Source organism: Paracoccus caeni (assembly GCF_016629665.1).
GTDB lineage: Bacteria > Pseudomonadota > Alphaproteobacteria > Rhodobacterales > Rhodobacteraceae > Paracoccus > Paracoccus caeni.
On the sequence record NZ_JAEPRQ010000007.1, the window covers coordinates 142,620 to 169,603 of the forward strand.

Here is a 26,984-nt window from a genome sequence, read left to right on the forward strand (position 1 = left end):
CCAAACTTCCCAGATTACCCCCAAATGGGGGGCTTATCCTTTTCTGAACGCGACTAGATCGCGGGTCAATAACGCTTTGACCGGAACCGAAGACAGCATCATGAAAAACCTGACCCACCTGCAGCGGCTTGAGGCCGAAAGCATCCACATTCTGCGCGAAGTCGCGATGGAAGCCGAAAATCCCGTGATGCTTTACTCGGTGGGCAAGGACAGCGCGGTGATGCTGCATCTGGCGAAGAAGGCGTTCTTCCCGTCGCGCCCGCCCTTCCCGCTGCTGCATGTCGATACGACGTGGAAATTTCAGGACATGTACAAGCTGCGCGACAAGGCGGCCAAGGATGCCGGGATGGACCTGATCGTCTATCAGAACCCCGAAGCGAAAGAGCGTGGCATCAACCCGTTCGATCACGGCTCGTTGCATACCGATATGTGGAAGACCGAGGGGCTGAAACAGGCGCTGGACAAGCACGGCTTTGACGTGGCCTTCGGCGGCGCCCGTCGCGACGAGGAAAAATCCCGCGCCAAGGAGCGTGTCTTTTCCTTCCGCTCGGCCAATCACCGTTGGGACCCGAAAAGCCAGCGTCCGGAATTGTGGCGGCTCTACAATGCGCGCAAGGCCAAGGGGGAAAGCATCCGCGTCTTCCCGATCTCGAACTGGACCGAGCTGGACATCTGGCAATATATCCACCTTGAGGGCATCGAGATCGTGCCGCTGTATTTCTCGGCCCCGCGCCCGACAGTGGAACGTGACGGGCTGATTCTGATGGTCGATGACGATCGCTTTCCGCTGCGCGAGGGGGAAACCCCGGTGACCCGCTCGATCCGGTTCCGCACGCTGGGCTGCTATCCGCTGACCGGCGCGGTCGAAAGCGAGGCCGCGACCCTGCCCGAGATCATTCAGGAAATGCTGCTGACCACCACATCGGAACGTCAGGGGCGGGCGATCGACCACGATCAGGCCGCGTCGATGGAGAAGAAGAAGCAGGAAGGCTATTTCTAAGCCCTTTCGCCGCCTTCTTTCCGCAGCCCCATTTCATTCAGGTATGCCATGACCACCCAAGACCCCATCTACAAGACCGACGCCCTCATCGCCGAGAATATCGACGCCTATCTTGAGGCCCATCAGCACAAATCCATGCTGCGCTTCATCACCTGCGGTTCGGTTGATGATGGCAAATCGACCCTGATCGGGCGGCTGCTTTACGACAGCAAGATGATCTTCGAGGATCAGCTTGCGGCGCTGGAAGCCGACAGCAAGCGCGTTGGCACGCAGGGGCAAGAGATCGACTTTGCCCTTCTGGTGGACGGTCTGGCCGCCGAGCGGGAGCAGGGCATCACCATCGACGTGGCCTACCGCTTCTTCGCGACCGAGAAGCGCAAGTTCATCGTCGCCGACACACCCGGCCACGAGCAATATACCCGCAATATGGTCACCGGCGCCTCGACCGCCGATCTGGCGGTGATCCTGATCGATGCGCGCAAGGGCGTGCTGACGCAGACCCGCCGCCACAGCTATCTGGTGCAACTGCTGGGCATCCGCCATATCGTGCTGGCGGTGAACAAGATGGATCTGGTCGACTACGATCAGGCCACCTTCGATCGGATCGTCACCGAATATCGCGACTACGCCGCGAAAATCGGCATCGACAGTTTCACCGCGATCCCGATTTCGGGCTTCAAGGGCGACAACATCACCGCCTCCAGCCAGAACACCCCTTGGTATGACGGCCCCGCGCTGCTGCCGTTCCTTGAAACCGTCGAGGTCGAGGATAGCAGCCAACAATCAGCGCCGTTCCGTATGCCGGTGCAGTGGGTGAACCGCCCCAATCTGGATTTCCGTGGCTTCGCCGGTCTGGTCGCCAGCGGTCAGGTTCGTCCGGGCGATCAGGTCCGGGTGCTGCCCTCGGGCAAGACCTCGACCATTGCGCGGATCGTCAGCCTTGAAGGCGACCGTGATCTGGCCGTGGCCGGTGAATCGGTGACGCTGACCCTTGCCGATGAGATCGACTGTTCGCGCGGTCAGGTGATCGTCGCCGCGCAATCGCCGCTGGAAGTCGCCGACCAGTTTGAAACCACGCTGGTCTGGATGAGCGAGCATGAATTGCTGCCGGGCCGGACCTACTGGCTGAAGATGGGAACGCAGACCATCTCGGCCACGGTGCAGGCCCCGAAATACGAGGTGAACGTCAACACGCAGGAGCATCTAGCGGCCAAGACGCTGGATCTGAATGCGATTGGCATCGCCAATATCACCACCGACCGCGAGATCGCCTTCGCCCCCTATGCCGAGAACCGCGACCTTGGCGGCTTCATCCTGATCGACAAGATCAGCAACCAGACGGTTGCCGCCGGGATGATCCATTTCGCGCTGCGTCGGGCGCAGAACATCCATTGGCAGGCGACCGATATCAGCCGCGACCACCACGCCTCGATGAAAAACCAGAAGCCCGCAGTGCTGTGGCTGACCGGCTTGTCGGGTTCGGGCAAGTCCACCATCGCCAATATCGTCGAGCGGAAGCTGGCGCGGATGAACCGCCATACCTTCCTGCTGGACGGCGACAATGTGCGTCACGGGCTGAATAAGGATCTGGGCTTCACCGAGGCCGACCGCGTCGAAAATATCCGCCGCGTGGGCGAGGTGGCAAAGCTGATGACCGATGCCGGTCTGATCGTGATCACCGCCTTCATCTCGCCCTTCCGGGCCGAGCGTGACATGGTCCGCAGCATGATGCAGCCCGGCGAATTCATCGAGGTCTTTGTCGATACGCCGCTGGAAGTGGCCGAGGGTCGCGATGTGAAGGGTCTCTACGCCAAGGCGCGCTCGGGCCAGTTGAAGAACTTCACCGGCATCGATTCACCCTACGAGGTGCCAAACTCGGCCGAGTTGCGCATCGACACGACGCAACTTACCCCGGACGAAGCCGCCGATCTGATCATCGCCCGGCTGATCCCCTGATCTTGACGCGGCAGGCCCAAGGGCCTGCCGTTTCACTTTGCGAAGCCGCTGATCTGCGGCAGCCATGTGGACAGCCATGGCACGAAGGTCAGCACAAGCAGCGCCACCATCGCCGCCAGAAAGAACGGCGGCAGTTCCTTGATCAGCGCCGACGGCCTCTGCTTTGTCGCCGAAGAGACCACGAAGATGAGCGCCCCGACCGGCGGCGTCATCAGCCCGAAGGTCAGGTTCACGATCACCACGATCGCGAAATGATCCGGCGCGATACCCAGCTTGTAGGCGATCGGCGCAAGGATCGGGACAAGGATCATCACCCCCGGCAGCGGGTCCATGAACATCCCGAAGACCAGCAGCAGCAGGTTCACCATCAGCAGGAACGCAATCGGTGACAGGTCCATCGCGATGACCGCATTGGCCAGCGATTGCGGCACCCCCTCGATGATCAGGATCCACGCGAATGCCCGCGCCGCGGCAAGGATCATCAAGACCGCCACCGACATGATCGCCGAGCGCAGGAACGCCCCCCACAGATCCTGCAGCGTGAAGCCGCGATAGATGAAGGCGCTGACGATGATCGCATAGAAGACCGCGACCACCGACGCCTCGGTCGGGGTGAAATAACCGCCCCGGATGCCGCCGACGATCAGCACGATCAACAGCAGCGCGGGCAATGCGGTCAGCGTGTTCTTCAGCATCTGCGAAGCGGGCGGAGCCGGCTCAAGGCTGCGATAGCCCCGTTTGCGGCTGATATGCCAGTTGACCCCGGCCAACAGCACCGCGATCAGAAGCCCCGGCAGGATTCCCGCCATGAACAGCGACCCGACCGAGACGTTCCGGTCCTGCAACGCATAGATGATCATCGTGATCGAGGGCGGAATGATCGGATCGATCACCGCGACGGAAATGGTCAGCGCCCCGGCATAGGCTTTGGAATAGCCGCTCCGCTCCATCATCCGCGCCATCATCGCGCCCGGCCCCGCAGCCGAGGCCAGCGCCGAGCCGGAAATCCCCGCAAACATCGTCCCGGTCAGGATATTGGCATAGCCAAGCCCGCCGCGCAGATGCCCCACGAATTGCGAGGCAAAGCGCAAAAGCATCCGCGAAATCGCCCCGGTGGACATGATCTCGGCGGCAAGAATGAAGAAGGGCACGGCCAGCAGCGGAAAGCTGTCAAGGCCGGTGAACATCTCTTTCACCACCACGACCATCGGATAACGCCCCGACAGGCTGACCGCGGCAAAGGCAGCCATCGCCATCGCGAAAGCAATGGGCACCCCCAGAACCATCAGGATCAGGAAAGCGACGATCAGGATCTCAACCAATGGCGGCCTCGTCGGATTGCTGCTGGCCTGCGCGCCAGTATTTCGGCGCGATCAGCGCCAGATGAACGATCATCAGCGCAAAGCCCACAGGCATCGCCGCATAAACCCATTTCATCGGCACCCGCAAAGCCGCCGACTTCTGAAACGCCGTCCGGTTCATATAGTCGAGGCCGACCCAGACCATGAAACCGAAAAAGGCGAACATGATGATCAGGATCAGCGCCCGCATCGCGCGCTGCCCCGATGTGGGCAGCGCGTCCTGTGCGTTGGTGATGGCGGCATGGGCGCCCTCGCGCAGCGCAAGGCCGCTGCCAAGGAATGTCAGCCAGATCATCGAATAGCGCGACACCTCATCCGCCCAGCTCAGCGAATTGCCGGTGACATAGCGTCCGGCCACGTTCCAGCCGACGGTGACGCACATCACCATCAGCCCGATGACAAGGATCGCCCCGTTCGCGGTGACGAAGCCGCGCTCGATCTGGCGCAACATGCCTATTCGACGGCCTGAATGCGGTCCATCAGCTCTTTGCCGAACTGCGCCTCATAGGATTTGTAAGGCTCGGCCAGCGCATCGCGGAAAACCGCTTTCTGCTCGTCGGTCAGCTCGTTCACCTCCATCCCGGCGTCGCGCAAGGTGGCCACGCCCGATGCTTCGACCTCATCGACATAACCGCGCATCGCCGCGACCGAGGCTTTGGCCGCCTCATCGAAGGCCGCCTTCTGGCTGTCATCCAGATTACCCCAGAACTGCGGCGAGATCAGGATGATCGCGGGCGAATAGACATGCCCGTCCAGCGTCAGATATTTCTGCACCTCGTTCAGCTTGGCCGAAACGATCACCGAAAGCGGGTTTTCCTGCCCGTCGATGGCGCCCTGTTCCAGCGCGCCGATCACCTCGGGCCATGCCATCGGCGTGGGGGCTGCACCAAGCGCGTTGAACGCCTCAAGATGGACCGGGTTTTCCATCGTGCGGATCTTCAGCCCCTCGGTATCGGCGGGGGTCTCGATTGGGCCGCGATTGTTGGTGATGTGGCGGAAGCCCTGTTCGCCCCATGCCAGCGCGTGCATGCCGACATCGTCGAATTTCGCCAGCATTTCCTGCCCGATCTCGCCATCCAGAACGGCGCGGGCATGATCCAGATTACGCATCAGGAACGGCACATCGAAGACCCCGGCCTCGGGCACGAAATTCGACAGGGTGCCGCTGGAAACGATGGTCATTTCGACCGTGCCAAGCTGCACCCCCTCGATCACCTCACGCTCGCCGCCAAGCCCGGACGAGGGGAAATGGCGGAAGGTGAACTGATCGCCTAAGCTTTCCTTCAGCGATTCCTCGAACGCCTTCGCGCCCGCGCCGTAATGGCTGTCCTCGGCCAGCGCATAGCCGATCTTGATCTCTTGCGCCGCTGCGGGCACGGCAAAGGCGGCACTTATCAGCGCCGCAGCACAGACATGCTTCATTGTTGGTCCTCTCCCCAATGGTTGGGGGGATTAAGCGACAGAAACTATGCCTTTTGCAATCCCTTGCAGATCATGCAAAAGCTTACCGGCCGGGCAGAGTCGTGGCGCGGCAGATCAAGGATCGTCCCTGCAATGCCGCCCACCAATCCAAGCCCGATGCGGGGCATCCTGCTGAAATGTATCAGCGTCACGCTGTTCACGCTGATGGCCGCAATCCTGAAATCCACGACCGAGGGGCCGCAGCCGGTGCCGCCCGGCCAGCAGGTCTTCTTCCGCTCGCTTTTCGCGATCCCGGTGATCCTGATCTGGTTGATCTGGCGGCGCGAGATTGGCGTCGGCCTGAAGACCTTCCGTCCCATGGGCCACTTTTATCGCGGCATCGTCGGCACGATGGCCATGGCGCTAGGCTTCTGGGCGCTGGCACTGCTGCCCTTCCCCGAAGTGACCGCAATCGGCTATGCCGCGCCCCTTCTGGTGGTGATCTTCGCCGCGATGTTTCTGGGCGAGAATGTCGGCCTCTTCCGGCTGGGGACCGTCGCCATGGGGCTTGGCGGCGTGCTGATCGTTCTGTCGCCGCAGCTTCGACCGGGGGCCGAAGCGGATGCGATCCGCATGCTGGGCGGGATCATCGCGTTCGGCGGCGCGGTCTTCGCGGCGCTGGCGCAGATTTTCGTCCGCAAGCTGGTCAAGGATGAGCGGACCTCGGCCATCGTTTTCTGGTTCTCGGTGACCTCGACCATCCTTGGCCTGGCGACGCTGCCCTTTGGCTGGGTGATGCCGGATCTGACAACTGCCGTGCTGCTGATCACGGCAGGTTTGCTTGGCGGGGTGGCGCAGATCCTGATGACGACGGCCTATCGCTATGCCGATGCCTCGCTGGTCGCGCCTTTTGATTACGTCTCGATGATCCTCGCCATCCTGATCGGCTGGTTCGTCTTTGCCGAACCGCCGTCGATAGTGGTGATCGCGGGCGGCTCACTAGTGATCTTCGCCGGCATCCTGATCATCTGGAGAGAGCGGAAACTGGGGATCGAGCGGGCACGCCAGCGAAAGGCGATGACCCCGCAAGGTTAAGAAACGGGGGTGTTTCCACCCCCGCTTTTCCGTACAGCGTTCGCAAGCTGTGTACAGGCTGTGCACGATCTGTGTACGCGCGGTGCACGCCTTGTGCAGCAGAAACCCCAGCATTTGCTGGCCCCAAGCCAGCCCCGTGATTTCTCCGTTGCACAAATACCGAAAAGCAATGCTCGCCGGTGTTGCGCAACGGATGTTAACGTCACTTCACGTCGAAACGATCCGCGTCCATCACCTTCGCCCAAGCGGCAGTGAAGGCTTTCAGGAACGGCTCGGTCCCGTCATCCTGTGCATAGATTTCGGCATAGGCCCGCAGGATCGAGTTCGACCCGATGACCAGATCGACCCGGCTTGCGGTCCATCTCACCGCGCCGGTCCGCCGGTCGCGGATTTCATAGAGGCCATTCCCGACCGGATGCCATGTATAGACCATGTCGGTGAGATTGCTGAAGAAATCCGTCGTCAACTGCCCTTCGCGGTCGGTGAAGACGCCGTGTTTCGTGCCGCCGTGATTGGTCCCAAGCGCGCGCATCCCGCCCAGCAGCACCACCATCTCATGCGCGGTCAGCCCCAGAAGCTGGGTGCGATCCAGCAGCAATTCCTCGGCCGGGACGGCATAATCCTGCTTCAGCCAGTTGCGGTAACCGTCATGGACAGGCTCCAGCGCATCGAAGCTTTCTGCATCGGTCTGCGCATCCGTGGCATCGCCCCGCCCCGGCGTGAACGGAACGGCGATGTCATGCCCCGCAGCCTTCGCCGCCAGTTCAACACCAACATTCCCCGCCAAAACAATGGTATCCGCGACGCTTGCCCCAGCCTCAGCTGCCAAAGGCTCCAGCACTGCCAGCACCCGCGCCAACCGCTCGGGCTCGTTGCCGTCCCAGTCTTTCTGCGGCGCCAGCCGGATCCGCGCGCCATTGGCACCGCCCCGCATATCCGAGCCGCGATAGGTCCGGGCACTGTCCCACGCTGTCGAGACCAGATCAGAGACAGACAACCCCGAGGCCGCGATCTTCGATTTCAGCCCGCCGATGTCGTAATGGGTCGGGCCTGCGGGAACCGGGTCTTGCCAGATCAGATCCTCGGCGGGAACGTCCGGGCCGATATAGCGGGCTTTCGGTCCCATATCCCGGTGGGTCAGCTTGAACCAGCCGCGCGCGAAGGTTTCCGAGAAATAGGCCGGATCTGCCATGAAGCGCTGGCAAATGGCGTTATAGGCCGGGTCCATCTTCATCGCCATATCGGCGTCGGTCATGATCGGCACGGTGCGGATCGAGGCGTCCTCGACGTCGGCAGGCATGTCCTCCGGGCGCAGGCCAATTGGCTCCCATTGGAATGCGCCGGCGGGGCTTTTCTTCAGCTCCCAGTCATAGCCGAATAGCATTTCGAACCAGCCCATATCCCACTGGGTCGGGTTCTTTGTCCACGCACCCTCGATGCCCGAAACCACCTGATCGCGACCGATGCCGCGCCCGTTGGTGTTCAGCCAGCCGATGCCCTGAAACTCGACATCCGCGCCTTCCGGCGCTGCGCTGAGATTATCCGCGCTGCCATTCCCGTGCGATTTGCCGATGGTATGGCCGCCCGCCGTCAGCGCCGCGGTTTCTTCGTCATTCATCGCCATGCGCGCGAATGTCTCGCGGATTTGGGCGGCGGTCTTCAGCGGATCGGGCTGTCCGTTCACGCCTTCCGGGTTGACGTAGATCAGACCCATCTGCACGGCGGCCAGCGGATTTTCCATCGTCGCCGGATCGGCGACATCGCCGTAACGGCTGTCGGACGGCGCCAGCCATTCCTTTTCCGCGCCCCAGTAGATGTCTTTCTCGGGGTGCCAGATATCCTCGCGGCCAAAGCCGAAGCCAAAGGTCTTCAGCCCTGCGACCTCATAGGCAATGGTCCCGGCAAGGATCATCAGATCGGCCCACGACACCTTGTTGCCGTATTTCTTCTTGATCGGCCACAGCAGGCGGCGGCCCTTGTCGGTATTGGCGTTGTCGGGCCATGAATTCAGCGGCGCGAAGCGCTGATTGCCGGTGCCAGCCCCGCCACGGCCATCAGCCAGACGGTAGGAACCTGCCGCATGCCACGCCACCCGTGCGAACATGCCGACATAGCTGCCCCAGTCGGCGGGCCACCAATCCTGGCTGTCGTTCATCAGCGCGCGCAGATCGTTCTTCAGCGCCTCGACATCCAGTTTCTTCAGCTCTTCGCGATAATCGTAATCCGGGCCGAAAGGTTTCGTCTTGGTGTCCTGCTGATGCAGGATGTCCAGATTAAGCGCGTTCGGCCACCAGCTTGTCACCGAATTCTGCGTCGAGGTCATGCCGCCATGCATGACCGGGCATTTGCCGCCCGCTGGAATGTCGTTTCCGTCCATTTTTGCCTCCGTATCCCGCTGCGTAGGTATGGTTTCATCATGAGCCGGGATCGGCGAGTCGTCACCCTCGCGGCTCTCTTGTCAGGAAGGTTAACCAGCCAAATCCATCAAGGAAAATTCGATTTGGTTCTGATTGCGATAAGGTGATCTTATGAGCCATGCAGCAATACGCCATTTTCGGTCGTGATCAGCGTTGGCCTTGCCAGTTGCTGACACTCTTTCACATCGGCTCCGGCGATCCGTTTGAGCAGCAGCGTTGCCAGCACGCGCCCCGATTCCACGTTCGAGACATGCGATGCATGCAGCCGCGTCGCGACATATTTCCCGATCCGCGTTCCCGACCGCAGCGCGAAGCCGATCCGCCCGACATCATCGCCGATCCGGTCGCGAACGCCCGCCCGCGCGCCAAGGAAGGTCACTTCGTTCAGGCAGACAAAGCCATCCGCGCCCCGGTCCAGCATTGGTCCCGCCGCCGCGCGGGCGACATCGGCGGCCAGAAGCGCGTGATGCTGCAAGGCCGGATCAGGCTCGATCCCGTGTTCGCGCAGAGCCCGCAGATAGCCACGCAGGCGCTGGCGGACATAGGTGTAGCGCATGTCGCCATCGATCAGGGCGATCCGGCGGCAACCGTCGCGCAACAGCGCATCGGTGCCCTGCCAGGCGGCATATTCATTGTCGATGTCGAACCACGGATGCTCCGAGAAAAGCTCGGTCCGGCCATAGGTGACGAACGGAAAGCCCACTTCTAGCAGATATTTCACCCGCTCATCCTGAGGCCGGGTCAGATCCATGATGACGCCGTCGGCCTGCCTGCCGCGAACCACGTCGCGCAGGCGGTCGAAGGGTTGTTCGCCCAGCAGAGCCGGCACCGCGCGCAGGGCGAAATCGGTGCCCGCAAGCGTCTTGTGAAAGCCGTTCAGCAGCCGCACCGCACCGGAATCGCCGATCTCTTCCTCTTCGGTGAAATCCAGCAGCGCCATCAGAACCAGCGACTTGCCGGTCCGCAGCTTTGCGCCCTCAAGGTTGCGGACATAGCCCAGACGCTCGGCGGTTTCGCGGACCTGACGGATTGTTTCGGGGCTGATCCGGTCGCCGTCCTTCAATGCCCGCGCGACGGTCGTCACCGAAACGCCAAGCTCTGCCGCGATGGTTTTCAGTGTGACCGGGGCGCCTTCTGCGGATGAACGTTTCATGCGCGATCCACCGCAGGCGATTCGGCGGTGAGCAGGCTTTCATCCCGTATCCGCCCCTTCCAAGGGTCATTCAGCATCGATCCCGCTCCTTTTTTCATCGCTCGGGCGCATTCCCGCCAAAATCATGCAATCGTTTTCATAACCCTTAGAGGTATAACGATAAACTTCATCCATTCTCATTTCGAGCAAGGCAAAAAACACTTTGTTAATAGGTATATAGCGCAGCCATAGCCGCCAGTTTAACGCAAAAAAAGATTGTCACAAGCTGCGTTTGCGTTAACGATACACCATCATCTGATTCGACAGGACAGATTCAAGGGGGGGAGACATGAAGAGACGGGTCATTCTGGCTGCAACGACCGCCATGATCGGCTGCGCGGCCTATGCGGAGGATCTTGAGGTCACGCATTGGTGGACCTCGGGCAGCGAGGCGGCGGCTGTGGCGGAATTTGCCAAGGCCTTCGATGCCACCGGCAACAAATGGGTCGATGGTGCGATTGCAGGTTCGGGCGGCGTGGCGCGTCCGGTCATGGTCAGCCGGATCACCGGCGGCGATCCGATGGCCGCGACGCAGTTCAATCACGGCCAACAGGCGCAGGAACTGGTCGAGGCCGGTCTGATGCGGTCGCTGGAAAGCGTTGCCTCGGCGGATGGCTGGCGCGATATCGTCCATCCCGCCTCGATCCTCGAAAGCTGCGAGATCGACGGAGAGATTTACTGCGTGCCGGTGAATATCCACTCTCAACTGTGGCTGTGGCTGTCGAACGATGCGTTCGAGACGGCGGGGGTCGCGGTGCCTAACAACTGGGATGAATTCGTTGCCGCTGGTCCGGCCTTGCGCGAGGCTGGCATTCAGCCGCTGGTGATCGGGCGGCAGCCGTGGCAGGCCTCGTTGGCATTCCAGACGATTGTTGCCTCGGTCGCGGGGCCTGAGGCCTATGGCAAGGTCTTCGGTGACAAGGATGCGGATGTCGTCAACGGTCCCGAGATGGAAAAGGCCTTTGCCGCACTGGCGACCGCGCGTGAGATGACTGCCGGATCGAATGTGCAGGAATGGAATCAGGCGACCACGCAAGTCATCAATGGTCAGGCCGGTGGGCAGATCATGGGTGACTGGGCGCAGGGCGAATTCGCCATCGCCGAGCAGGTCGCGGGCGAGGATTACACCTGCCTGCCGGGTCTTGGTCTGGCCGACATCGTCTCGACCGGCGGCGACGCCTTCTATTTCCCGGCGATCGACGATCCCGAAGTGACCGCCGCGCAGGAAGAGCTTGCCCGGGTGATGATCTCGCCCGAGGCGCAGGTGGCGTTCAACCTGAAGAAAGGCTCGATGCCGGTACGCGGCGATGTCAATCTGGACGCGGCGAATGAATGCATGCGCAAGGGGTTGGACATTCTGGCCAATGGCACCGTGGTTGCGGGGATCGATCAGATGCTGTCGCCCGACGCGGGCAACCAGCTTGCCGATCTGATGGTGCAGTTCTTCAACGAACCGGGCATGAGCGTCGATGACGTCAAGGCCAGCTTCATCGATATTCTCGAATACGATAGCTGATCCGGTATCGCAGGCGGCCCGCGCCGCCTGCGCCTGTCACCCAATCGGTAAAATCTCATGGCACAATCAAACGTCTCGGGGCGACCGTTCCGGCTGTTTCGGAATCTGAACGCCAAGATCGCCGCAATTCCGATGATCCTGACGGCGCTGGTGATCTTTGTCGGCTTCTCGCTGTGGACGGTGGTTTATTCCTTCACCAAATCCGGCCTGCTGCCGCGTCAGGATTTCGTCGGGCTGATGCAGTATGAACGACTGTGGAGCAATACGAAGTGGCTGATTTCGATCCAGAACCTGCTGATCTTCGGGATCTGCATGCTGGTATTTTCGTTCGTGATCGGCTTCGTTCTGGCCTGCCTGATGGATCAGAAAATCCGCTTCGAAGGCGTCTTTCGGACCATCCTGCTATATCCATTCGCGCTGAGCTTCGTGGTCACCGGCGTCGTCTGGCAATGGCTGCTGAACCCCGATCTGGGCATCCAATCGGTGATGCGCGGCTTTGGCTGGGAAAGTTTTGCCTTCGATCCGCTGAACAACAGCCGCATCGTCATGTTCGGCGTGGTCATCGCGGCTTTGTGGCAGGGGACCGGCTTTGTCATGGTGCTGCTGCTGGCAGGCCTGCGCGGGATCGATGACGAAATCTGGAAGGCGACCCGGATCGACGGCATCCCGACATGGAAGACCTATCTGTTCGTGGTCGTGCCGATGCTGCGGCCGGTGATGGTCACAACGCTGGTCATCGTCACCGCAGGCATCGTCAAGGTTTATGACCTCGTTGTGGCCCAGACCAATGGCGGCCCCGGCGTCTCGTCCGAGGTGCCCGCGAAATATGTCTATGACCAGATGTTTCTGAACCAGAACCTCGGGCAGGGCTTCGCGGCCTCGACGATGATGCTGATCACCGTGGCGATCATCATCATCCCCTGGGCCTATCTGGAATTCGGAGGGCGTAAACGTGGTTGACCTGACCCTGGACGGCCCGCGCGGGCCGAAACCCCGCCGCGCGATCTCTGGCCGCAACATCATGATCTACGGCACGCTGATCGTGGTGGCGCTCTATTACCTGATCCCGCTTTACGTGATGGTGGTGACCTCGCTGAAGGGCCTGCCCGAGATCCGGATGGGCAATATCTTCGCCCCGCCGGTCGAGATCACCTTCGAGCCCTGGGTGAAAGCCTGGTCCGAAGCCTGTACCGGGCTGAACTGTGACGGGTTGCAGCGTGGCTTCTGGAACTCGGTCAGGATCACCGTGCCCTCGGTGATCGTCTCGATCCTGATCGCCTCGATCAACGGCTACGCGCTGGCCAACTGGCGCTTCAAGGGGGCGGAGCTGTTCTTCGCCATCCTGATGATCGGCGCGTTCATCCCCTATCAGGTGATGCTCTATCCGATGGTGATCTTGCTGCGGGAACTGGGCCTTTACGGATCGCTGACCGGGCTGGTGCTGGTCCATACCGTCTTCGGCATGCCGATCCTGACGCTGCTGTTTCGCAACTATTTCGCCACCCTGCCGGATGAGCTGTTCAAGGCGGCCCGCGTCGATGGCACCGGCTTCTGGGGCATCTATTTCCGTATCATGCTGCCTTTGTCGCTGCCGATCTTCGTGGTGGCGGTGATCCTGCAAGTCACGGGAATCTGGAACGATTTCCTGTTCGGCGTGGTCTATACCCGCCCGCAATACTATCCGATGACCGTGCAGTTGAACAACATCGTCAACACCACCACCGGGGTCAAGGAATACAACGTCAACATGGCCGCGACGATCCTGACCGGGCTGGTGCCGCTGGTGATCTATTTCGTCTCGGGAAGGCTTTTCGTGCGCGGCATCGCCGCAGGCGCGGTGAAAGGATAATCCATGACAGAAGCAACCTCACAGCCGTCACTGGCGATCCACAATCTGCAACTGTCATTCGGCGCCGTGCAGGTGCTGGAAGACGTGAACATGCAGATCATGCCGGGCGAGTTCGTCGTCCTGCTGGGCGGGTCAGGCTCGGGCAAATCCACGATCCTGAACTGTATCGCCGGGCTGCTGGATATCTCGGACGGGCAGATCTTCATCAATGGCCGCAACGTGACGTGGGAGGAACCCAAGGATCGCGGCATTGGCATGGTGTTTCAATCCTACGCACTTTACCCGCAGATGAGCGTGCGCGGCAATCTGGCCTTCGGGCTGAAGAATGCCCGCCTGCCGCGACAGGAGATCGCCAGCCGCATTGCCCGCGCCGCCGAGATCCTGCAGATCGGCGATTATCTGGACCGCAAGCCCGCCGCCTTGTCGGGCGGGCAACGGCAGCGCGTGGCGATTGGTCGGGCGCTGGTCCGCGATGTGGATGTGTTCCTGTTCGATGAACCGCTGTCGAACCTCGACGCCAAGCTGCGCGCCGAATTGCGGGTCGAGATCAAGCGCCTGCACGAGACGCTGGGCAATACCATGGTCTATGTCACCCATGACCAGATCGAGGCGATGACCCTTGCCGACCGGATCGCGCTGCTGCGCAACGGGGTGATCCAGCAATTCGCCTCGCCCGACGAGATCTACCGCAAGCCGGTCAATCTTTACGTCGCGGGCTTCATCGGCTCGCCGTCGATGAACTTCCTGAAGGGAGAGATCGCCGGCGATAGCTTCCGCTTCAATGGCCGCGGGGTCTCGCTTGCCGGATATGACGGCGATCTGAGCGACGGCCCGGCTATCCTTGGCATCCGGCCCGAGCATGTGACGCTAAGCGATCAGCCCGATCTGGAGGCGCAGGTCGAGCTGCAAGAGCATATGGGCGCGGAAAGCGTGACCTATCTGCGGCTCGATGGTCAGCGCTTCGCGATCCGCGCCCCCGATGAGCGTCGCCATGTCATCGGCACCACGCTGGGCCTTCGTTTCGACATGACCCGTGCGTCGCTTTTCGACCCCCGAACCGAACTTCGGCTTTGAAGGAAATACCATGCCCGTTCTCTCTTATCAGCTTTATTCCTCCCGCAACTTCAACGATGTGCAACAGACCTGCGCGATGCTTGCCGCGCTTGGTTACGAGGCGGTCGAGGCCTATGGCGGCCTGCTGAACGATCCCGAGGCGCTGGTGCAGGCGGTCACCTCCAGCGGGCTGGCGCTGCCCAGCACCCATGTCAATCTGACCGATCTGGAAGCCGATCCCGACAGGTTCATTCATCTGGCGGGCAGGCTGGGGATCGGGACGCTTTACGTGCCCCATATCGCCGCCGATCAGCGCCCGACCGGCGGTGATGGCTGGCGCGCATTCGGTGCGCGGCTGGACCGTGCCGGTGCGCCCTTGCGCAAGGCGGGGTTGGGCTTTGGCTGGCACAATCATGACTTCGAATTCGTCGCTGAAGACGATGGCACCATTCCGATGCAGGCGATCCTTGAAGGCGGCCCCGATCTGGAATGGGAGGCCGATATCGCATGGATCGTTCGCGGCGGCGGCGATCCCTTTGACTGGCTGGCCCGTTACGCGGACCGCATCACCGCCGCGCATGTGAAGGACATCGCGCCCAGTGGTGAAAAGCTGGACGAGGACGGCTGGTCCGATCCCGGCACCGGCACGATGGACTGGGCCGCGCTTTACGAGGCGCTGCGCGGCACCCGCGCCAAGGTGCTGGTGATGGAACATGACAATCCCTCGGACGACGAACGCTTTGCCAAGGCAGGCGTGGCGCTGCATGCGACACAGGAAGGCTAAGATGAGCGATCTGAATATTGGCATCATCGGCGCGGGCAATATCTCGAAAACCTATTTCGAGCTGTCACTGCTGTTCCGCGGCCTTCGCATCACCGCCGTTGCCGATCTGAACGCGGCTGCTGCTGCGGCGGCGGCCCAGACCTATGGCGTCACCGCGCTGACCTCGGATGCGATGCTGGCCGACCCCAAGATCGACCTGATCGTCAACCTGACCATCCCCGCCGCGCATTTTGCGGTGGCGAAGGCGGCGTTGCTGGCGGGCAAGCATGTCTATTCCGAAAAGCCCTTCGTGCTGACGCTGGAAGAAGGGCAGGAGCTGGCCCGGATCGCGGCGGATCAGGGTCTGCGCGTCGGATCGGCCCCCGACACCTTCATGGGCGGCGTGCATCAGCAGGCCCGTGCGCTGATCGACGAGGGCGAGATCGGCACCGTCCACAGCGCCACCGCCCATGTCATGTCGGCAGGGATGGAGCATTGGCACCCGAACCCCGATTTCTTCTTCCTGCCGGGCGGCGGCCCGATCCTTGATCTTGGCCCCTATTACATCGCCGCCTTCGTCAACCTGCTGGGCCCGGTGGCGCGGGTGACCGCCCTGACCGGCAAGGCCAGCGAGGAACGCCTGATCACCTCCGAGCCGCGCGCCGGGGAACGTATCCCGGTGAAGACCCCGACGACGATCCATGCGCTGATGCAGTTTGCTTCGGGCGCGATGGTCACGCTGGGCGCGTCCTGGGATGTCCACGGCCACCGCCACGGCAATATCGAGATCTATGGCGGCGAGGGCAGCCTGATCATCCCCGATCCGAACTTCTTCGGCGGCAGGCTGGAGATGGCAAAACGCGGCGGCACGCTGGACCCGGTCGCCGCATGGGATCACCCTTTCGGCATCCCGAACCAGCAGCATGGCGACCAGCATCTTGCCAATTACCGCAGCGTCGGCCTTGCCGACATGGCCCGCGCCATCCGCGAGGGCGGCGACTTCGCCTGCGACCAGACCCGTGCGCTGCATGTGATCGAGGTGATGACCGCAATCCTGCGCGCCGGTGAAACAGGGGAATGGATCACCTTGAAAACAACCTGCACACGGCCAGAACCCGTTGGGCCAGAGATCGCGCAGGCCCTGTTGGCCTGACACGAACATCCTTTACGCAGGGTCATGACTGGATTTGTCCGGCGATTTGCGGCCAATCTGCCGCAAGTCTCCGGCCATCATGCAGAAATCATGCGAGAAAACCCGTGTTCGCGCGACAAATCCTGATCCCGACGCTGCTTTGCCTTGCGCTTGCGGCCTGCTCTGCCCGGCCCCCGATCGAGACGCTTGCCCCGGTCGCGGTCCAGCCGCCCGCAGATGCCAAACTGGTGCAGATCTATGCCGCGACGACGCGGCAACGTCTGGCCGATCGGCCCTATGCTTTCGGTGCCGGACGCGCCGAGGGGCTCAGTTATGCCGCGTTTCAGATTTCCGTGCCTCCGGGCCATCAACCGGGCAAGATCGAATGGCCGGATGGTCCCCCGGACCCGCAGACGGATTTCGTCACCCTGCGGCAGCAGATCATGTCGCCCGCGGCCTTTGCCGACGCTTTGCGGGGCAAGGATGCCGGGGTCTTCGTTCACGGCTATAACCACAGCTTTCAGGAAGCGCTGTTTCGCACCGCGCAGATGGGCGCCGACAGCCACCTGACCGCCAGCCCGATTCTGTTCTCATGGCCGTCCGAAGGCAGCACCGCCGCCTATCTGGCCGACCGCGACGGCGTGGATTATTCGCGCGATGCGCTGACCGATCTGCTGACGGAACTGGCGCGACAGCGCAGCGCGAATGGGCGTGTCGCCATTCTGGCGCATAGCATGGGCGCGCGGCTGACGATGGAGGCTTTGCGGCAATTGCGGTTGCAGGGCCGCGACGATGTTCTTGCGCGGTTGGACGTGGTGCTGGCCGCGCCCGATATCGATATCGACACCTTCCGCGAACAGGCCCGCGTCATCGGCCCGATGCAAGAGCCGATCACCGTGCTTGTCGCCTCGGATGACAAGGCGCTGGCGATCTCGGCGCGGGTGTCGTCGGGGCGGCAGCGGGTCGGGTCGATCGATATCCGCAACCCGCAGATCCGCCGCGCGATGGAACATTCGGGCATGCGGGTCATCGACATTTCCAGCATCCAGCCCGATCAATTCGCACATGACCGCTACATCGACCTGATCAGCCTTTATCCGCAGCTTGAGGCCACGCAAGGCGCAACCCCCGGCACCGGCATCCGGCGCGCGGGGGCGTTCATCTTTGACTCGGTCGGGATGACCTTTGACAGCATCGGCAATGTGCTGGCCGATTGAGGGCGGTATGGCTATCTAGCCGCGACCTTCGCGTGCCACCTGTTGCAAGGCGGTGAAGGTGCGATAGCGCGCCTCGTGCAGTTTGGACCTCTCGCCCCGGTCGGGCCGATATTCATGCGACACGCTGGACATTGCGGCCATCGCCTGCGGCATATCGGCAAACCGACCCGCAGCAACGGCGCCAAGAATGGCAGAGCCAAGCAGAACGGGTTCCTCGGCAACGCTGGCCACGACCGGCTTGCCGGTGCCGTCCGCCAGCAATTGCCGCACGATATCCTGCTGCCCTGCACCGCCCGAGATCATGATCCGGTCAATCGGCGCGCCGGCCTTGTCCTGCGTCTCGATGATCTGGCGCAGCCCATAGGCGATGCCGCAAAGACCCGCGATATATAGCGCGACAAGGCCGTTCACGTCACGATCCATGCCCAAACCGGCGATAATCGCGCGGGCATGGGGATCGGCAAAGGGCGCGCGGTTGCCCAGAAATTCCGGCACCACATGCAGACCGCGTGCCAGTTCAACTGCGTCCGAGTGGCTGGCGATCTTTTCGGCGGCGCGTTCCGCCAGCCAGACGGGCAGGGGTTTGCCTTCGGATGCAGCGATGGCCTCGGCCTCGGATGCGGCGGGGTGGAACAGCAGCAATTGCTCGATTGCGGCCCCGGCGGCGGATTGGCCGCCTTCGTTCAGCCACATGCCGGGAACCATCGCCTGAAAATACGGCCCCCAGACACCCGGCACGAAGACCGGATCGGAAGTGGTGGTCATCGTGCAGGACGAGGTGCCGAAAACATAGCCCAGATTGCTTTGCGGCGTCCCTTCGGCCCCGACCGTGCCGATCCCGCCTGCATGCGCGTCAATCAGCCCCGCCGCGACCGGGATGCCGGGGGACAGTCCCAACTCGGCCGCTGCCGTTTCGGTCAGGCCGTTGCCCAAAGGCGTACCGGGGGCGACGATTTTCTGGCCGATGCGGCGGAAATCCTCATCGGCAAGCTCGTTCAGGCCGATGGTGCGGAAATAATCCGGGTCCCACCGATCCTCATGCGCCAGATAGGTCCATTTGCAGGTCACCGTGCAGCTTGAGCGGGTCAGATCGCCGGTGGCCTTCCAGCCAAGGAAATCCGCCAGATCCATGAACTGCCATGTCCGGGCATAGGTATCCGGCAGCTTTTCCTTCAGCCACAGGATTTTCGGCGTCTCCATCTCGGGCGAGATGACACCGCCCACATATTGCAGCACCGGATGGTTGGTCGCGTTGATGCGTGTCGCCTGATCGACAGCGCGGTGATCCATCCAGACGATGATATTGCGCTGCGGATCGCCCGAGTGGCTGACGCTTAACGGTACGCCACCCTCGCCCAGCACCACCAGCGAGCAGGTGGCATCAAAGCCGATGCCCTGCACCGCGGTCGCATCGACGCCTGCGCTGGCAATCGTCTCGCGGACGGATGCACAGATCGCGGTCCAGATATCGTCGCTTGATTGCTCCGCGATCTCGCCATGCTCGCGCCACATGAGGATATCGCGCTTGGCAGAGGCCAGCATCATCCCCGCAGCATCGAAAAGCCCCGCCCGCGCCGAGCCGGTCCCGACATCGATCCCAAGGAAAAACGGGCCGGTCCTGTCTGTGGTCGCGTTCGGTTCTTCACTCATGTTCTCGCCCGTCAAATTTACAGATCAACGCTGTTCGGCAGGATCACCAGATCGCGGATCACCACATTCCGGGGCCGGGTCAGCATGAACAGCACCGCAGCCGACACTTCCTCGGGCTGCATCAGCGAACCGTTTGCCAGCGCTTCCTCCATCTTCGCCTTGGGCCAGTCATCCAGCAGCGCCGTCACCACCGGGCCGGGCAGAACTGCGCCCATGCGGATGCCGTGTTGCGAAACCTGCCGCCGTGTCGCGTGCAGGAAAGCCTGAACCGCGAATTTCGAGGCCGTATAGATCGGCTCCCACACCACCGGCACCACCCCCGCAACGGAAGAGGTGAAGATGATATCGCCGGTCTTGCGCTCGATCATGCCGGGCAGAACGGCGCGGACGCTGCGAAAGGCCGCGTTGATGTTGAGGTTCAGCATCCGGTCCCATGCATCCGGGTCGCCCTCGGCTGCCGGGCCGCCGATATAGGCACCGGCATTGGCGTGGAAAATATCCACCGGCCCTGCAATATCCTCGATCCTTGCGGCGATCCCATCGACCTGCGGACCGTCCAGCAGATCCGCGACCAGCGGCTTGGCGTTCGGGCCAAGTTCGGCGCAAAGCTGGTTCAGCCGATCCTCGGCCCGGTCGATCAGCACCACGGTCGCGCCCTCGTCCAGCAGCGCGCGGGCGCAGGCCAGACCGATCCCCGACGCGGCTCCGGTAATCGCCGCGACCTTGCCCTTCAGTTGATGTGCCATGAGTTTTCCTTTTGACTTACGCGCGGCCGTGGCTTGCACGTGATTGACGTGCCAACGAGTCGACGATGACGGCGATTGCCAGAACCGCGCCGGTAATCATGTAGCGCAGCGACGAGCTGAGGTTCAGCAGCGTCAGCCCGTTCGAGATCGCCTGAATGACCAGAATCCCCAGCAGTGCCGACCATGCCGATCCACGCCCCCCGAAAAGCGAGGTTCCCCCAATCACGGCGGCGGCGATTGCGTTCAGGTTCACGTCTCCGGTTCCCGCCTGTTGGCTGGACGATGCCAGACGCGACGCGGCCAACACGCCGCCCAGTGCGGCGAGGGTCGAGCAGACCATGAAGGCCGAGACGCGGATCCGGTTGACATTGATCCCCGAACGGCGCGCCGCTTCGCGATTGCCGCCGACAGCGAACATCGCGCGGCCCCATTTGGTGCGGGTCAGGGCATAGTTCATGATGACGACTAGGGCGACGAACAGCCCGAACATATAGGGGATCCCGCGCCCTTGGCTGAGATACCAGACCACGGCCAACAGCGCGACGGTCAGGATGATGGCCTTCGCCAACAGCACCGAAAGACCGGGATTGGACAGGTTCGCTGCCGCGCGGCGGCGCATGCGGTCAAGGCCGAACCAGACCATCGCCGCACCCGGCAGGATCGCCAGCAGATAGCTGAGCCATGCGGGCATCATCATGATCTGCCCGAATTTCACCAAGGGCGACGCATAGGGCAGGTTGATCGAGCCGGTCGAGCCCAGCAGGTAAAGCTGCATCCCCAGAAGCGCCAGCAGACCGGCAAGGGTGGACACAAAACTTGGCATCCCGAAGCGGGTCAGCAGCAACGCATAAACCATGCCCATCAGGGCGCCCATCGACAGCGCTGCCAGAATGGCGACCGGCAGCGGAAAGCCCAGCTTGACCCAGATCACCCCGATCAGCGCCGAGGCGACCCCGCTCATCGAGCCGACGGACAGGTCAATCTCGCCCAGCATCAGCACACAGACGATGCCCAGCGAGATACAACCGACGGCGGCGGCATCGAAAAGCAGGTTCACAAGGTTGTTCGGCGCCAGAAAGATCGGGTTCAGCGACCAGAAGACGGTTGCAATCAACACCAGCCCGACGGCGACCGGCAACATGCCCAGATCGCCGGAACGAACGCGGTCGATAAAGGCCCGGATCGCGCCGCCGATCCCTTCGTCATGGCGAACGCGGCTGTCCGAGCGGTCCAGCGCGGCTTTGTTTCCGGTATCGCTCATCTTATTGTTCCACTTCTTCCAGCTTGCGGGCGCGACGGCGCGACACCGCATTCTCGGTCGCGCCGGTGATGGCGGCGACCAGTTCGGCATTCGATGTCTCGGCGGTGAAAACGCCGTTATTCTGTCCAAGCCGCAGCACCACGATGCGGTCTGCCACTGCGCGGACATCCTCCATGTTATGCGAGATCAGGATGACGCCATGACCGCGATCGCGCACCCGCTCGATCAGGTTCAGAACCTCGGCGGTCTGCGCCACGCCAAGCGCGGCGGTCGGCTCGTCCAGCATGATCACCTTGGGGTCCAGCAGCAACGAGCGGGCGATGGCGACGGTCTGACGTTGACCGCCCGACAGCGAGGCGACGGGTTCGCGGACCGATGGAATGCGCGCGGCCAGTTCCTGCAACAACGTCCATGCCCGAACTTCCATCTGCACCTCGTCCAGTGCCCAGGGGCCAAGCTCGTGACCAAGGAACAGGTTCGCCACCACATCCAGATTTTCGCAGAGCGCCAGATCCTGAAACACCGTCGCGATGCCCAGTTCCAGCGCCTTGCCGGGACTGTCCAGGGTGACCGGCTGGCCCATGAATTCGATTGCGCCGTCGGTCGGCTGATGCACGCCCGCCAGAACCTTGACCAGGGTGGATTTGCCGGCACCGTTATCGCCGACAAGCGCCACGACCTCACCGGCATGCACATCCAGTTCGATGTCCTTGAGCGCCTGAACGGCACCGAATTGTTTCGACACACCACGCAGCTTCAAAATCGGCTGCGCCGCGCCTTCGCGGGGATCAGTCATTGCAGCTTCCTTCCGGGATTTTTTTGGGGGGGACGCGCGCCCCGGGGCATCAGGGCGCGCGTTATACGCCGCAACGTGTTCGTTGAAACTCGTTACTGAATGATTCCCAACTCACGGCAACCTTCGGCGTATTCGCCAGTGCAGACCTCATCCGAGGTTTGGACACCCTTGTCGAAAATTTCGGCCTTGATGTTTTCGCGCGTCACGACAGCCGGGACGAACAGTTCGGACGGCGTGTCGTAAAGCGTGGTCTTCGCTTCCGGGGTTTCGCCTTTCAGGAAGGTCACGGCCACTTCTGCCGCGGCGCGGGCCACGATCTCGGACGGCTTGGAGATGGTGTTGTACTGATCGCCCGAGATAATCAATTGCAGCGCCGCGATGGTGGCGTCGTTGCCGGTAACCGGCGGCAGCGGATCGGCACCTGCGGCTTTCAGCGCCGCAATTGCACCGCCTGCCGTTCCGTCATTGGCGGCAACGATGCCCTTGATGTCGGCTCCGAAGCGGTTGATCTGACCGGCGGCCCATTCCTGCGCCTTGGGCGGTGCCCAGTCCGGCGTGTCATATTCGGCCAGCGTCTTGTATTCCGACCCGTCCAGAGCGCTGTCGATCCCGTCGCGGATCAGACCAGCCGCCGCGTCGGTCGGCGAGCCGTTGATCTGCAACACGCCCGCGCCTGCCTCGACACCTTCCGCCTTCAGGTGATCGACCAGCGATTGCGCAATCGCATTGCCGATGCCTTCATTGTCGAACGAAACATAGTAATCCGCAGGCACATCCGGGATCGGGCGGTCATAGGCGATGACTTTCACGTCCTGCGATTGGGCGATCTGGACCAGACCGGCCGCCGCCGCCGAATCCACCGGGTCCAGAACGATGATCTTGGCGCCCTGCGCGATGACCGAGTTGAATTGCTGCTGCTGCAACGCGACATCGGCATTGGCGTTCTGATAAATCACCGTGCAGTCGGCGCATAATTCATCCATTGCGGCCTGAAAGCCCGGATAATCATGTTCCTCGTAGCGGGTCGAAGCCTGATCCGGCATCAGGAAGGCGACCGTTGCAGCCTCCTGCGCGCTGACCGCTCCGCTCATCAAAATGGCCGCAACCACAGAGGTAGCCGCAAGCTGGTATCTGATCTTCATTGTCGTGTTTCCTCCACTTCCCACAAATGGCCTCGCAGCCGATCGTTCCGAGCATCCACCCTTGCTTGTGGACATATTGCCAAGACGCAAAGGCGTCCCTCCTCTGGCAATCCTTAAAACTGCTACATCGATTGAATATAGCCGCTCAATCGATGCAGCAAGATTGCTGACTGTCTCCATTGCTGTCAAGATACATCTTGGCGCGGCTGATTTTTCCAGCTTTCAAGAAACGGGGCTTCATGGCTGAAAACGATGGAACTTCCGCGAAACGGCTGACGATCTACGATCTGGCACAAATTGCGGGGACCAGTCCAAGCGCGGTGTCCTCGGTGCTGAACGGCACCTGGAAGAAGCGCAGAATCAGCGATCGCCTTGCCGAACGAATCACCCGTATCGCCGAGGAGCAGGGCTATGCCGTGAACCTTCAGGCCAGCGTCCTGCGCCGCGAAAGGTCGCGGATCGTCGGGATGATCGTGCCGAAATACGACAACCGCTATTTCGGCGCGATTGCCGAGCAATTCGAAGCCATGGCCCGTGCCCGCGATCTGTTTCCCGTCGTCACCTGCACACGTCGCGAAGCCGATTTGGAATTTGCTGCGGCCCGCGCGCTGGTTTCATATCAGGTCGAAAGCCTGATCGTCACCGGCGCCACCGAGCCGGATCGGATCGGGGATTTTTGCCGTGCGGCAGGGGTGCGGGTCATCAATCTGGATCTGCCCGGCTCGAACATGCCGTCGGTCGTGTCGGATAATTTCACCGGCGCGCGCGATCTGACGCGACTGATCCTGACCCGCATCCGGCGCGATTTCGGCAAGCAATTCCCGCTGTTTTTCATTGGTGGCCGTGCCTATGACCACAATACCCGCGAACGCCTGCGCGGCTTCATGACCGCCCATCAAGAGGCCGGGTTAAGCGTGCCGGAAGATCGGATCATCATGCACGGCTACGCGCCCGAAAAGAACGAGGCGGTGATGGACGAACTGGATTTGCCCGATCACAGTGCGATCTTTGTGAACTCGACCATCGCGCTGGAGGGCGTGGTCCGGGCGCTTCACCGCAGGCGGCATGACGGGCCGACCGGTTTGCGCTTTGGCTGTTTCGACTGGGATCCCTTTGCGGCGCTGATGCAGGAAAATGTCGGCATGGCGCAGCAGGACGTATCGGCGATGCTGCTGAAAGTCTTCGATCTGGTGGATCACCCGCCAGAGGGCGCCCCGCAGATCATGATCCCCTGCATCCTTCGTCCCATCGAGAACGGGGAAGAGGTTCCGTTGCGGTCATGAACTGGTGCGGGTCACGAACCTGCCCGGCACAAAAACGCTGTCGCTGCGCTTACTGTCAAGAATTTCTAGCAATTTCAGGCACATTTCGGTAATCGGCTGCCGATAGGTCGTCAGGTTATAGGCGGGTGATGCGGCCAGCGGAATATCGTCGAAACCGGTCACCGCCACATCGCGCGGCACGTCGAGACCGAACCGATAGCGCAGGGCGTCCATCGCGCCGATGGCCAGAATGTCATTCTCGCAGACCAACGCATCAGGCCAAACCTCGCGCGGCGTCTCGCCGAAAATCTGCATCACCGCTTCAATCGCCGCGTTGAAATCATAGCCGCTGGTATAGGTCACCGGAACTTCGGCGCCCGTCGCCTCTGCCCAATAGCGGGCGAAGCTTTCCTTCCGCTGCAACTTGGCCGATTGCGTGTTCGGCCCGGCAATATAATGCGGTCGCCGGATGCTCTTGGTCAGCAGGTGATCGCTGATTTCCCGCATCGCCAGCACATCGTCGCAGGAAATCGTCAGCGTGTTGGGGTTGGGGCTGTAGCGCGCGAAAATCACCAGCTTCTTCACCCGCCGCGCCCCAAGTGCCGTTTCCAACACCTTGTCGTCAAAGCGGGTGCCCATCATCACCGCCGCATCCACCCGCCGCTGACTTGCCGCCAGCAACGCCGCCGAGGCATCATCGCTGTCCGACATGTGGACCAGCAGCGTTCCCCAGCCATGCGACCACAAAGTCCGGGTCAGTCGTTCCAGCAGCACCAGCTTGTGCGGATTGTTGAAATCATTGGTAATAAGCGCAACAAGATTTGATCGATCCGAGGCCAGCGATGCCGCCAGCAGATCCGGCGCATAGCCCAGCTTTTCCGCCGCAGCCATCACCTTGTCCCGGCTTTTGCGTGAAATCGACGCGTCCTTTTTGAACGCCCGCGCCACCGTCCAGCGTGACACCCCGGCCAGCGCTGCCACGTCATCTGCGGTAATGGACGCCTCGATATCCTGATCCGGGATCTCTGTCATAGTTAATTCATATCGCGCAATGCCCTCGGTTGAAAGGAATTTGCTCGCGGGTGCAAATTATTCTTGCTCGCGCGAGCAGAACTGTGCAGTCTGACGCTAACAATAATTCTGCGATTCGAGGGGGAGGGTGCGGGATGTTCAAAATTGCCTTGATCGGGGCGGGCCGAATTGGTCTGATTCATGCGAAGTCCATCGCCGCAAACAAGGATTCCCAGCTTGTCGCAATTGCCGACGTTTTTGCCGAAGCCGCGCAGAAACTGGCCGCCGAAACCGGGGCAGAGGCGCGTTCGGTCGATGATATTCTGGCCGATCCCGGCATCGATGCCGTCCTGATCGCCTCGTCCACCGACACCCATTCCGACCTGATCGAGCGGGCAACCGCCGCAGGCAAAGCCGTTCTTTGCGAAAAGCCCGTCGATCTGTCGCTGGAGCGCGCCTTGACCGCGCTGCAAAAGGCCGATGCTACCGGCAAGCCGGTGATGATCGGCTTCAACCGTCGTTTCGATCCGAACTTCGCCTCGCTGAAAGCCGCCTTCGACAAGGGCGAGATCGGCAAGGGCGAACTTCTGGCGATCACCTCTTTCGATCCGGCGCCGCCGCCTGCCAGCTATGTGAAGGTCTCGGGCGGGTTGTTCCGCGACATGATGATCCATGATTTCGATATCGCCTGCTGGATCTATGGCAGCGCACCTGCGCGGGTGACGGCCACGGGTTCCTCGATCGTCGATCCCGCCATCGGCGCGGAAGGCGATGTCGATACCGCCGTGGTCACGCTGGCATGGGACGATGGCCGGATCGCTGTCATCAAGAACTCGCGCCGGGCCGGTTACGGCTATGACCAGCGGATCGAACTGCTGGGCTCTGAAGGGTTGCTTTCGGCGCAGAACGTGCTGGAAAACACCGTCCAGAAGATCACCAATGCAGGCGCGCTGTCCGCCAAGCCGGTCTATTTCTTCCTTGAACGCTACATGCGCGCCTATGAGATCGAATGGACCGCCTTTATCGAGGCGTTGAAATCCGGCGCGACCATGCCTGCGACCTTGCGCGAAGGCGTCGCGGCCCTGGCCTGTGCCGAAGCTGCGACGCAATCGGTGAAAACCGGGCAGACCGTCGCGGTCACGCCCGCGATGCTGGGGGCCTGAG

23 protein-coding genes are annotated in these 26,984 nt (G+C 61.9%); 12 read left to right on the forward strand and 11 right to left on the reverse strand.

Features of this window, described 5'->3' with window-relative positions; translation table 11 throughout:
- Window positions 1-76 precede the first annotated feature (76 nt).
- Both cysD and cysN read left to right on the forward strand, forming a co-directional pair.
- Window positions 77-1,000: a sulfate adenylyltransferase subunit CysD gene (gene cysD / locus JJJ17_RS16380; RefSeq protein WP_267911154.1), complete on the forward strand. Its 924-nt coding sequence runs from the start codon at window positions 77-79 to the stop codon at window positions 998-1,000.
- 48 nt (window positions 1,001-1,048) lie between these two features.
- Window positions 1,049-2,956: a sulfate adenylyltransferase subunit CysN gene (gene cysN, locus JJJ17_RS16385; RefSeq protein WP_200688306.1), complete on the forward strand. Its 1,908-nt coding sequence runs from the start codon at window positions 1,049-1,051 to the stop codon at window positions 2,954-2,956.
- A gap of 32 nt (window positions 2,957-2,988) precedes the next feature.
- Here the strand turns inward: cysN and JJJ17_RS16390 are convergent, their stop codons facing one another.
- The 3 genes from JJJ17_RS16390 to JJJ17_RS16400 are packed head-to-tail and all read right to left on the reverse strand — an operon-like array spanning window position 2,989 to window position 5,739.
- Window positions 2,989-4,278 (reverse strand): TRAP transporter large permease, encoded by a 1,290-nt coding sequence (locus JJJ17_RS16390; protein ID WP_200688308.1) that lies wholly within the window; start codon window positions 4,276-4,278, stop codon window positions 2,989-2,991.
- Window positions 4,271-4,768: a TRAP transporter small permease gene (locus tag JJJ17_RS16395; RefSeq protein WP_325168828.1), complete on the reverse strand. Its 498-nt coding sequence runs from the start codon at window positions 4,766-4,768 to the stop codon at window positions 4,271-4,273. The genes JJJ17_RS16390 and JJJ17_RS16395 overlap by 8 nt, the downstream gene beginning before the upstream one ends.
- A 2-nt stretch (window positions 4,769-4,770) precedes the next feature.
- A complete protein-coding gene (locus JJJ17_RS16400) occupies window positions 4,771-5,739 on the reverse strand; it encodes a TRAP transporter substrate-binding protein (protein ID WP_200688310.1) in 969 nt (322 codons plus the stop codon).
- A gap of 132 nt (window positions 5,740-5,871) precedes the next feature.
- Between JJJ17_RS16400 and JJJ17_RS16405 the strand changes: the two genes are divergently transcribed.
- The gene (locus JJJ17_RS16405) at window positions 5,872-6,813 is read left to right on the forward strand and encodes a DMT family transporter (RefSeq protein WP_200688312.1); all 942 of its coding nucleotides are present in this window, start codon (window positions 5,872-5,874) and stop codon (window positions 6,811-6,813) included.
- Between the two features lie 202 nt (window positions 6,814-7,015).
- Here JJJ17_RS16405 and katG read toward each other — a convergent pair whose 3' ends face one another.
- Complete coding sequence (katG, locus tag JJJ17_RS16410) at window positions 7,016-9,190, reverse strand: catalase/peroxidase HPI (protein WP_200688314.1); 2,175 nt, start codon at window positions 9,188-9,190, stop codon at window positions 7,016-7,018.
- Window positions 9,191-9,339: 149 nt separating this feature from the next.
- Window positions 9,340-10,383 (reverse strand): LacI family DNA-binding transcriptional regulator, encoded by a 1,044-nt coding sequence (locus JJJ17_RS16415; protein ID WP_200688316.1) that lies wholly within the window; start codon window positions 10,381-10,383, stop codon window positions 9,340-9,342.
- Between the two features lie 328 nt (window positions 10,384-10,711).
- Here JJJ17_RS16415 and JJJ17_RS16420 point away from each other — a divergent pair, with 328 nt between their 5' ends.
- From JJJ17_RS16420 to JJJ17_RS16450, 7 genes are all read left to right on the forward strand, one after another.
- The gene (locus JJJ17_RS16420) at window positions 10,712-11,938 is read left to right on the forward strand and encodes an ABC transporter substrate-binding protein (RefSeq protein ID WP_200688318.1); all 1,227 of its coding nucleotides are present in this window, start codon (window positions 10,712-10,714) and stop codon (window positions 11,936-11,938) included.
- 57 nt (window positions 11,939-11,995) lie between these two features.
- The gene (locus tag JJJ17_RS16425; protein ID WP_200688319.1) at window positions 11,996-12,898 is read left to right on the forward strand and encodes a carbohydrate ABC transporter permease; all 903 of its coding nucleotides are present in this window, start codon (window positions 11,996-11,998) and stop codon (window positions 12,896-12,898) included.
- On the forward strand, window positions 12,891-13,787 hold the full coding sequence (locus JJJ17_RS16430) for a carbohydrate ABC transporter permease (protein WP_325168829.1): 897 nt from the start codon (window positions 12,891-12,893) through the stop codon (window positions 13,785-13,787). Before JJJ17_RS16425 ends, JJJ17_RS16430 begins: the two co-directional genes overlap by 8 nt.
- Window positions 13,788-13,790: 3 nt before the next feature.
- Window positions 13,791-14,861, forward strand: a complete 1,071-nt coding sequence (locus JJJ17_RS16435) for an ABC transporter ATP-binding protein (protein ID WP_200688320.1) — start codon at window positions 13,791-13,793, stop codon at window positions 14,859-14,861.
- A gap of 10 nt (window positions 14,862-14,871) precedes the next feature.
- Entirely contained in the window at window positions 14,872-15,624 is a 753-nt protein-coding gene (locus JJJ17_RS16440) for a sugar phosphate isomerase/epimerase family protein (protein ID WP_200688321.1), read from the forward strand.
- 1 nt (window position 15,625) lies between these two features.
- Window positions 15,626-16,756: a Gfo/Idh/MocA family protein gene (locus tag JJJ17_RS16445; RefSeq protein WP_200688322.1), complete on the forward strand. Its 1,131-nt coding sequence runs from the start codon at window positions 15,626-15,628 to the stop codon at window positions 16,754-16,756.
- 104 nt (window positions 16,757-16,860) lie between these two features.
- Window positions 16,861-17,952: an alpha/beta hydrolase gene (locus JJJ17_RS16450; protein ID WP_200688323.1), complete on the forward strand. Its 1,092-nt coding sequence runs from the start codon at window positions 16,861-16,863 to the stop codon at window positions 17,950-17,952.
- Window positions 17,953-17,967: 15 nt separating this feature from the next.
- On the opposite strand, the gene JJJ17_RS16455 is transcribed toward JJJ17_RS16450, so the two are convergent.
- The 5 genes from JJJ17_RS16455 to JJJ17_RS16475 all read right to left on the reverse strand — a co-directional run bounded on the left by JJJ17_RS16455 (window position 17,968) and on the right by JJJ17_RS16475 (window position 23,547).
- Window positions 17,968-19,602, reverse strand: coding sequence for an FGGY-family carbohydrate kinase (locus JJJ17_RS16455; RefSeq protein WP_200688325.1), 1,635 nt, complete (start codon window positions 19,600-19,602; stop codon window positions 17,968-17,970).
- Window positions 19,603-19,619: 17 nt separating this feature from the next.
- Window positions 19,620-20,348, reverse strand: a complete 729-nt coding sequence (locus JJJ17_RS16460) for an SDR family oxidoreductase (protein ID WP_200688327.1) — start codon at window positions 20,346-20,348, stop codon at window positions 19,620-19,622.
- 16 nt (window positions 20,349-20,364) lie between these two features.
- Entirely contained in the window at window positions 20,365-21,609 is a 1,245-nt protein-coding gene (locus JJJ17_RS16465; RefSeq protein ID WP_200688329.1) for a sugar ABC transporter permease, read from the reverse strand.
- Between the two features lies 1 nt (window position 21,610).
- Entirely contained in the window at window positions 21,611-22,405 is a 795-nt protein-coding gene (locus tag JJJ17_RS16470) for an ATP-binding cassette domain-containing protein (RefSeq protein WP_200688331.1), read from the reverse strand.
- A 92-nt stretch (window positions 22,406-22,497) separates the two neighbouring features.
- Window positions 22,498-23,547, reverse strand: coding sequence for an ABC transporter substrate-binding protein (locus tag JJJ17_RS16475; protein WP_200688333.1), 1,050 nt, complete (start codon window positions 23,545-23,547; stop codon window positions 22,498-22,500).
- A 239-nt stretch (window positions 23,548-23,786) separates the two neighbouring features.
- Here JJJ17_RS16475 and JJJ17_RS16480 point away from each other — a divergent pair, with 239 nt between their 5' ends.
- The gene (locus tag JJJ17_RS16480; RefSeq protein ID WP_200688335.1) at window positions 23,787-24,830 is read left to right on the forward strand and encodes a substrate-binding domain-containing protein; all 1,044 of its coding nucleotides are present in this window, start codon (window positions 23,787-23,789) and stop codon (window positions 24,828-24,830) included.
- Here the strand turns inward: JJJ17_RS16480 and JJJ17_RS16485 are convergent.
- On the reverse strand, window positions 24,825-25,841 hold the full coding sequence (locus JJJ17_RS16485) for a LacI family DNA-binding transcriptional regulator (RefSeq protein ID WP_200688337.1): 1,017 nt from the start codon (window positions 25,839-25,841) through the stop codon (window positions 24,825-24,827). The two genes, JJJ17_RS16480 and JJJ17_RS16485, sit on opposite strands and share 6 nt — an antisense overlap.
- Before the next feature lie 134 nt (window positions 25,842-25,975).
- Here JJJ17_RS16485 and iolG point away from each other — a divergent pair, with 134 nt between their 5' ends.
- On the forward strand, window positions 25,976-26,983 hold the full coding sequence (gene iolG / locus JJJ17_RS16490) for an inositol 2-dehydrogenase (protein ID WP_200688339.1): 1,008 nt from the start codon (window positions 25,976-25,978) through the stop codon (window positions 26,981-26,983).
- Window position 26,984 lies beyond the last annotated feature (1 nt).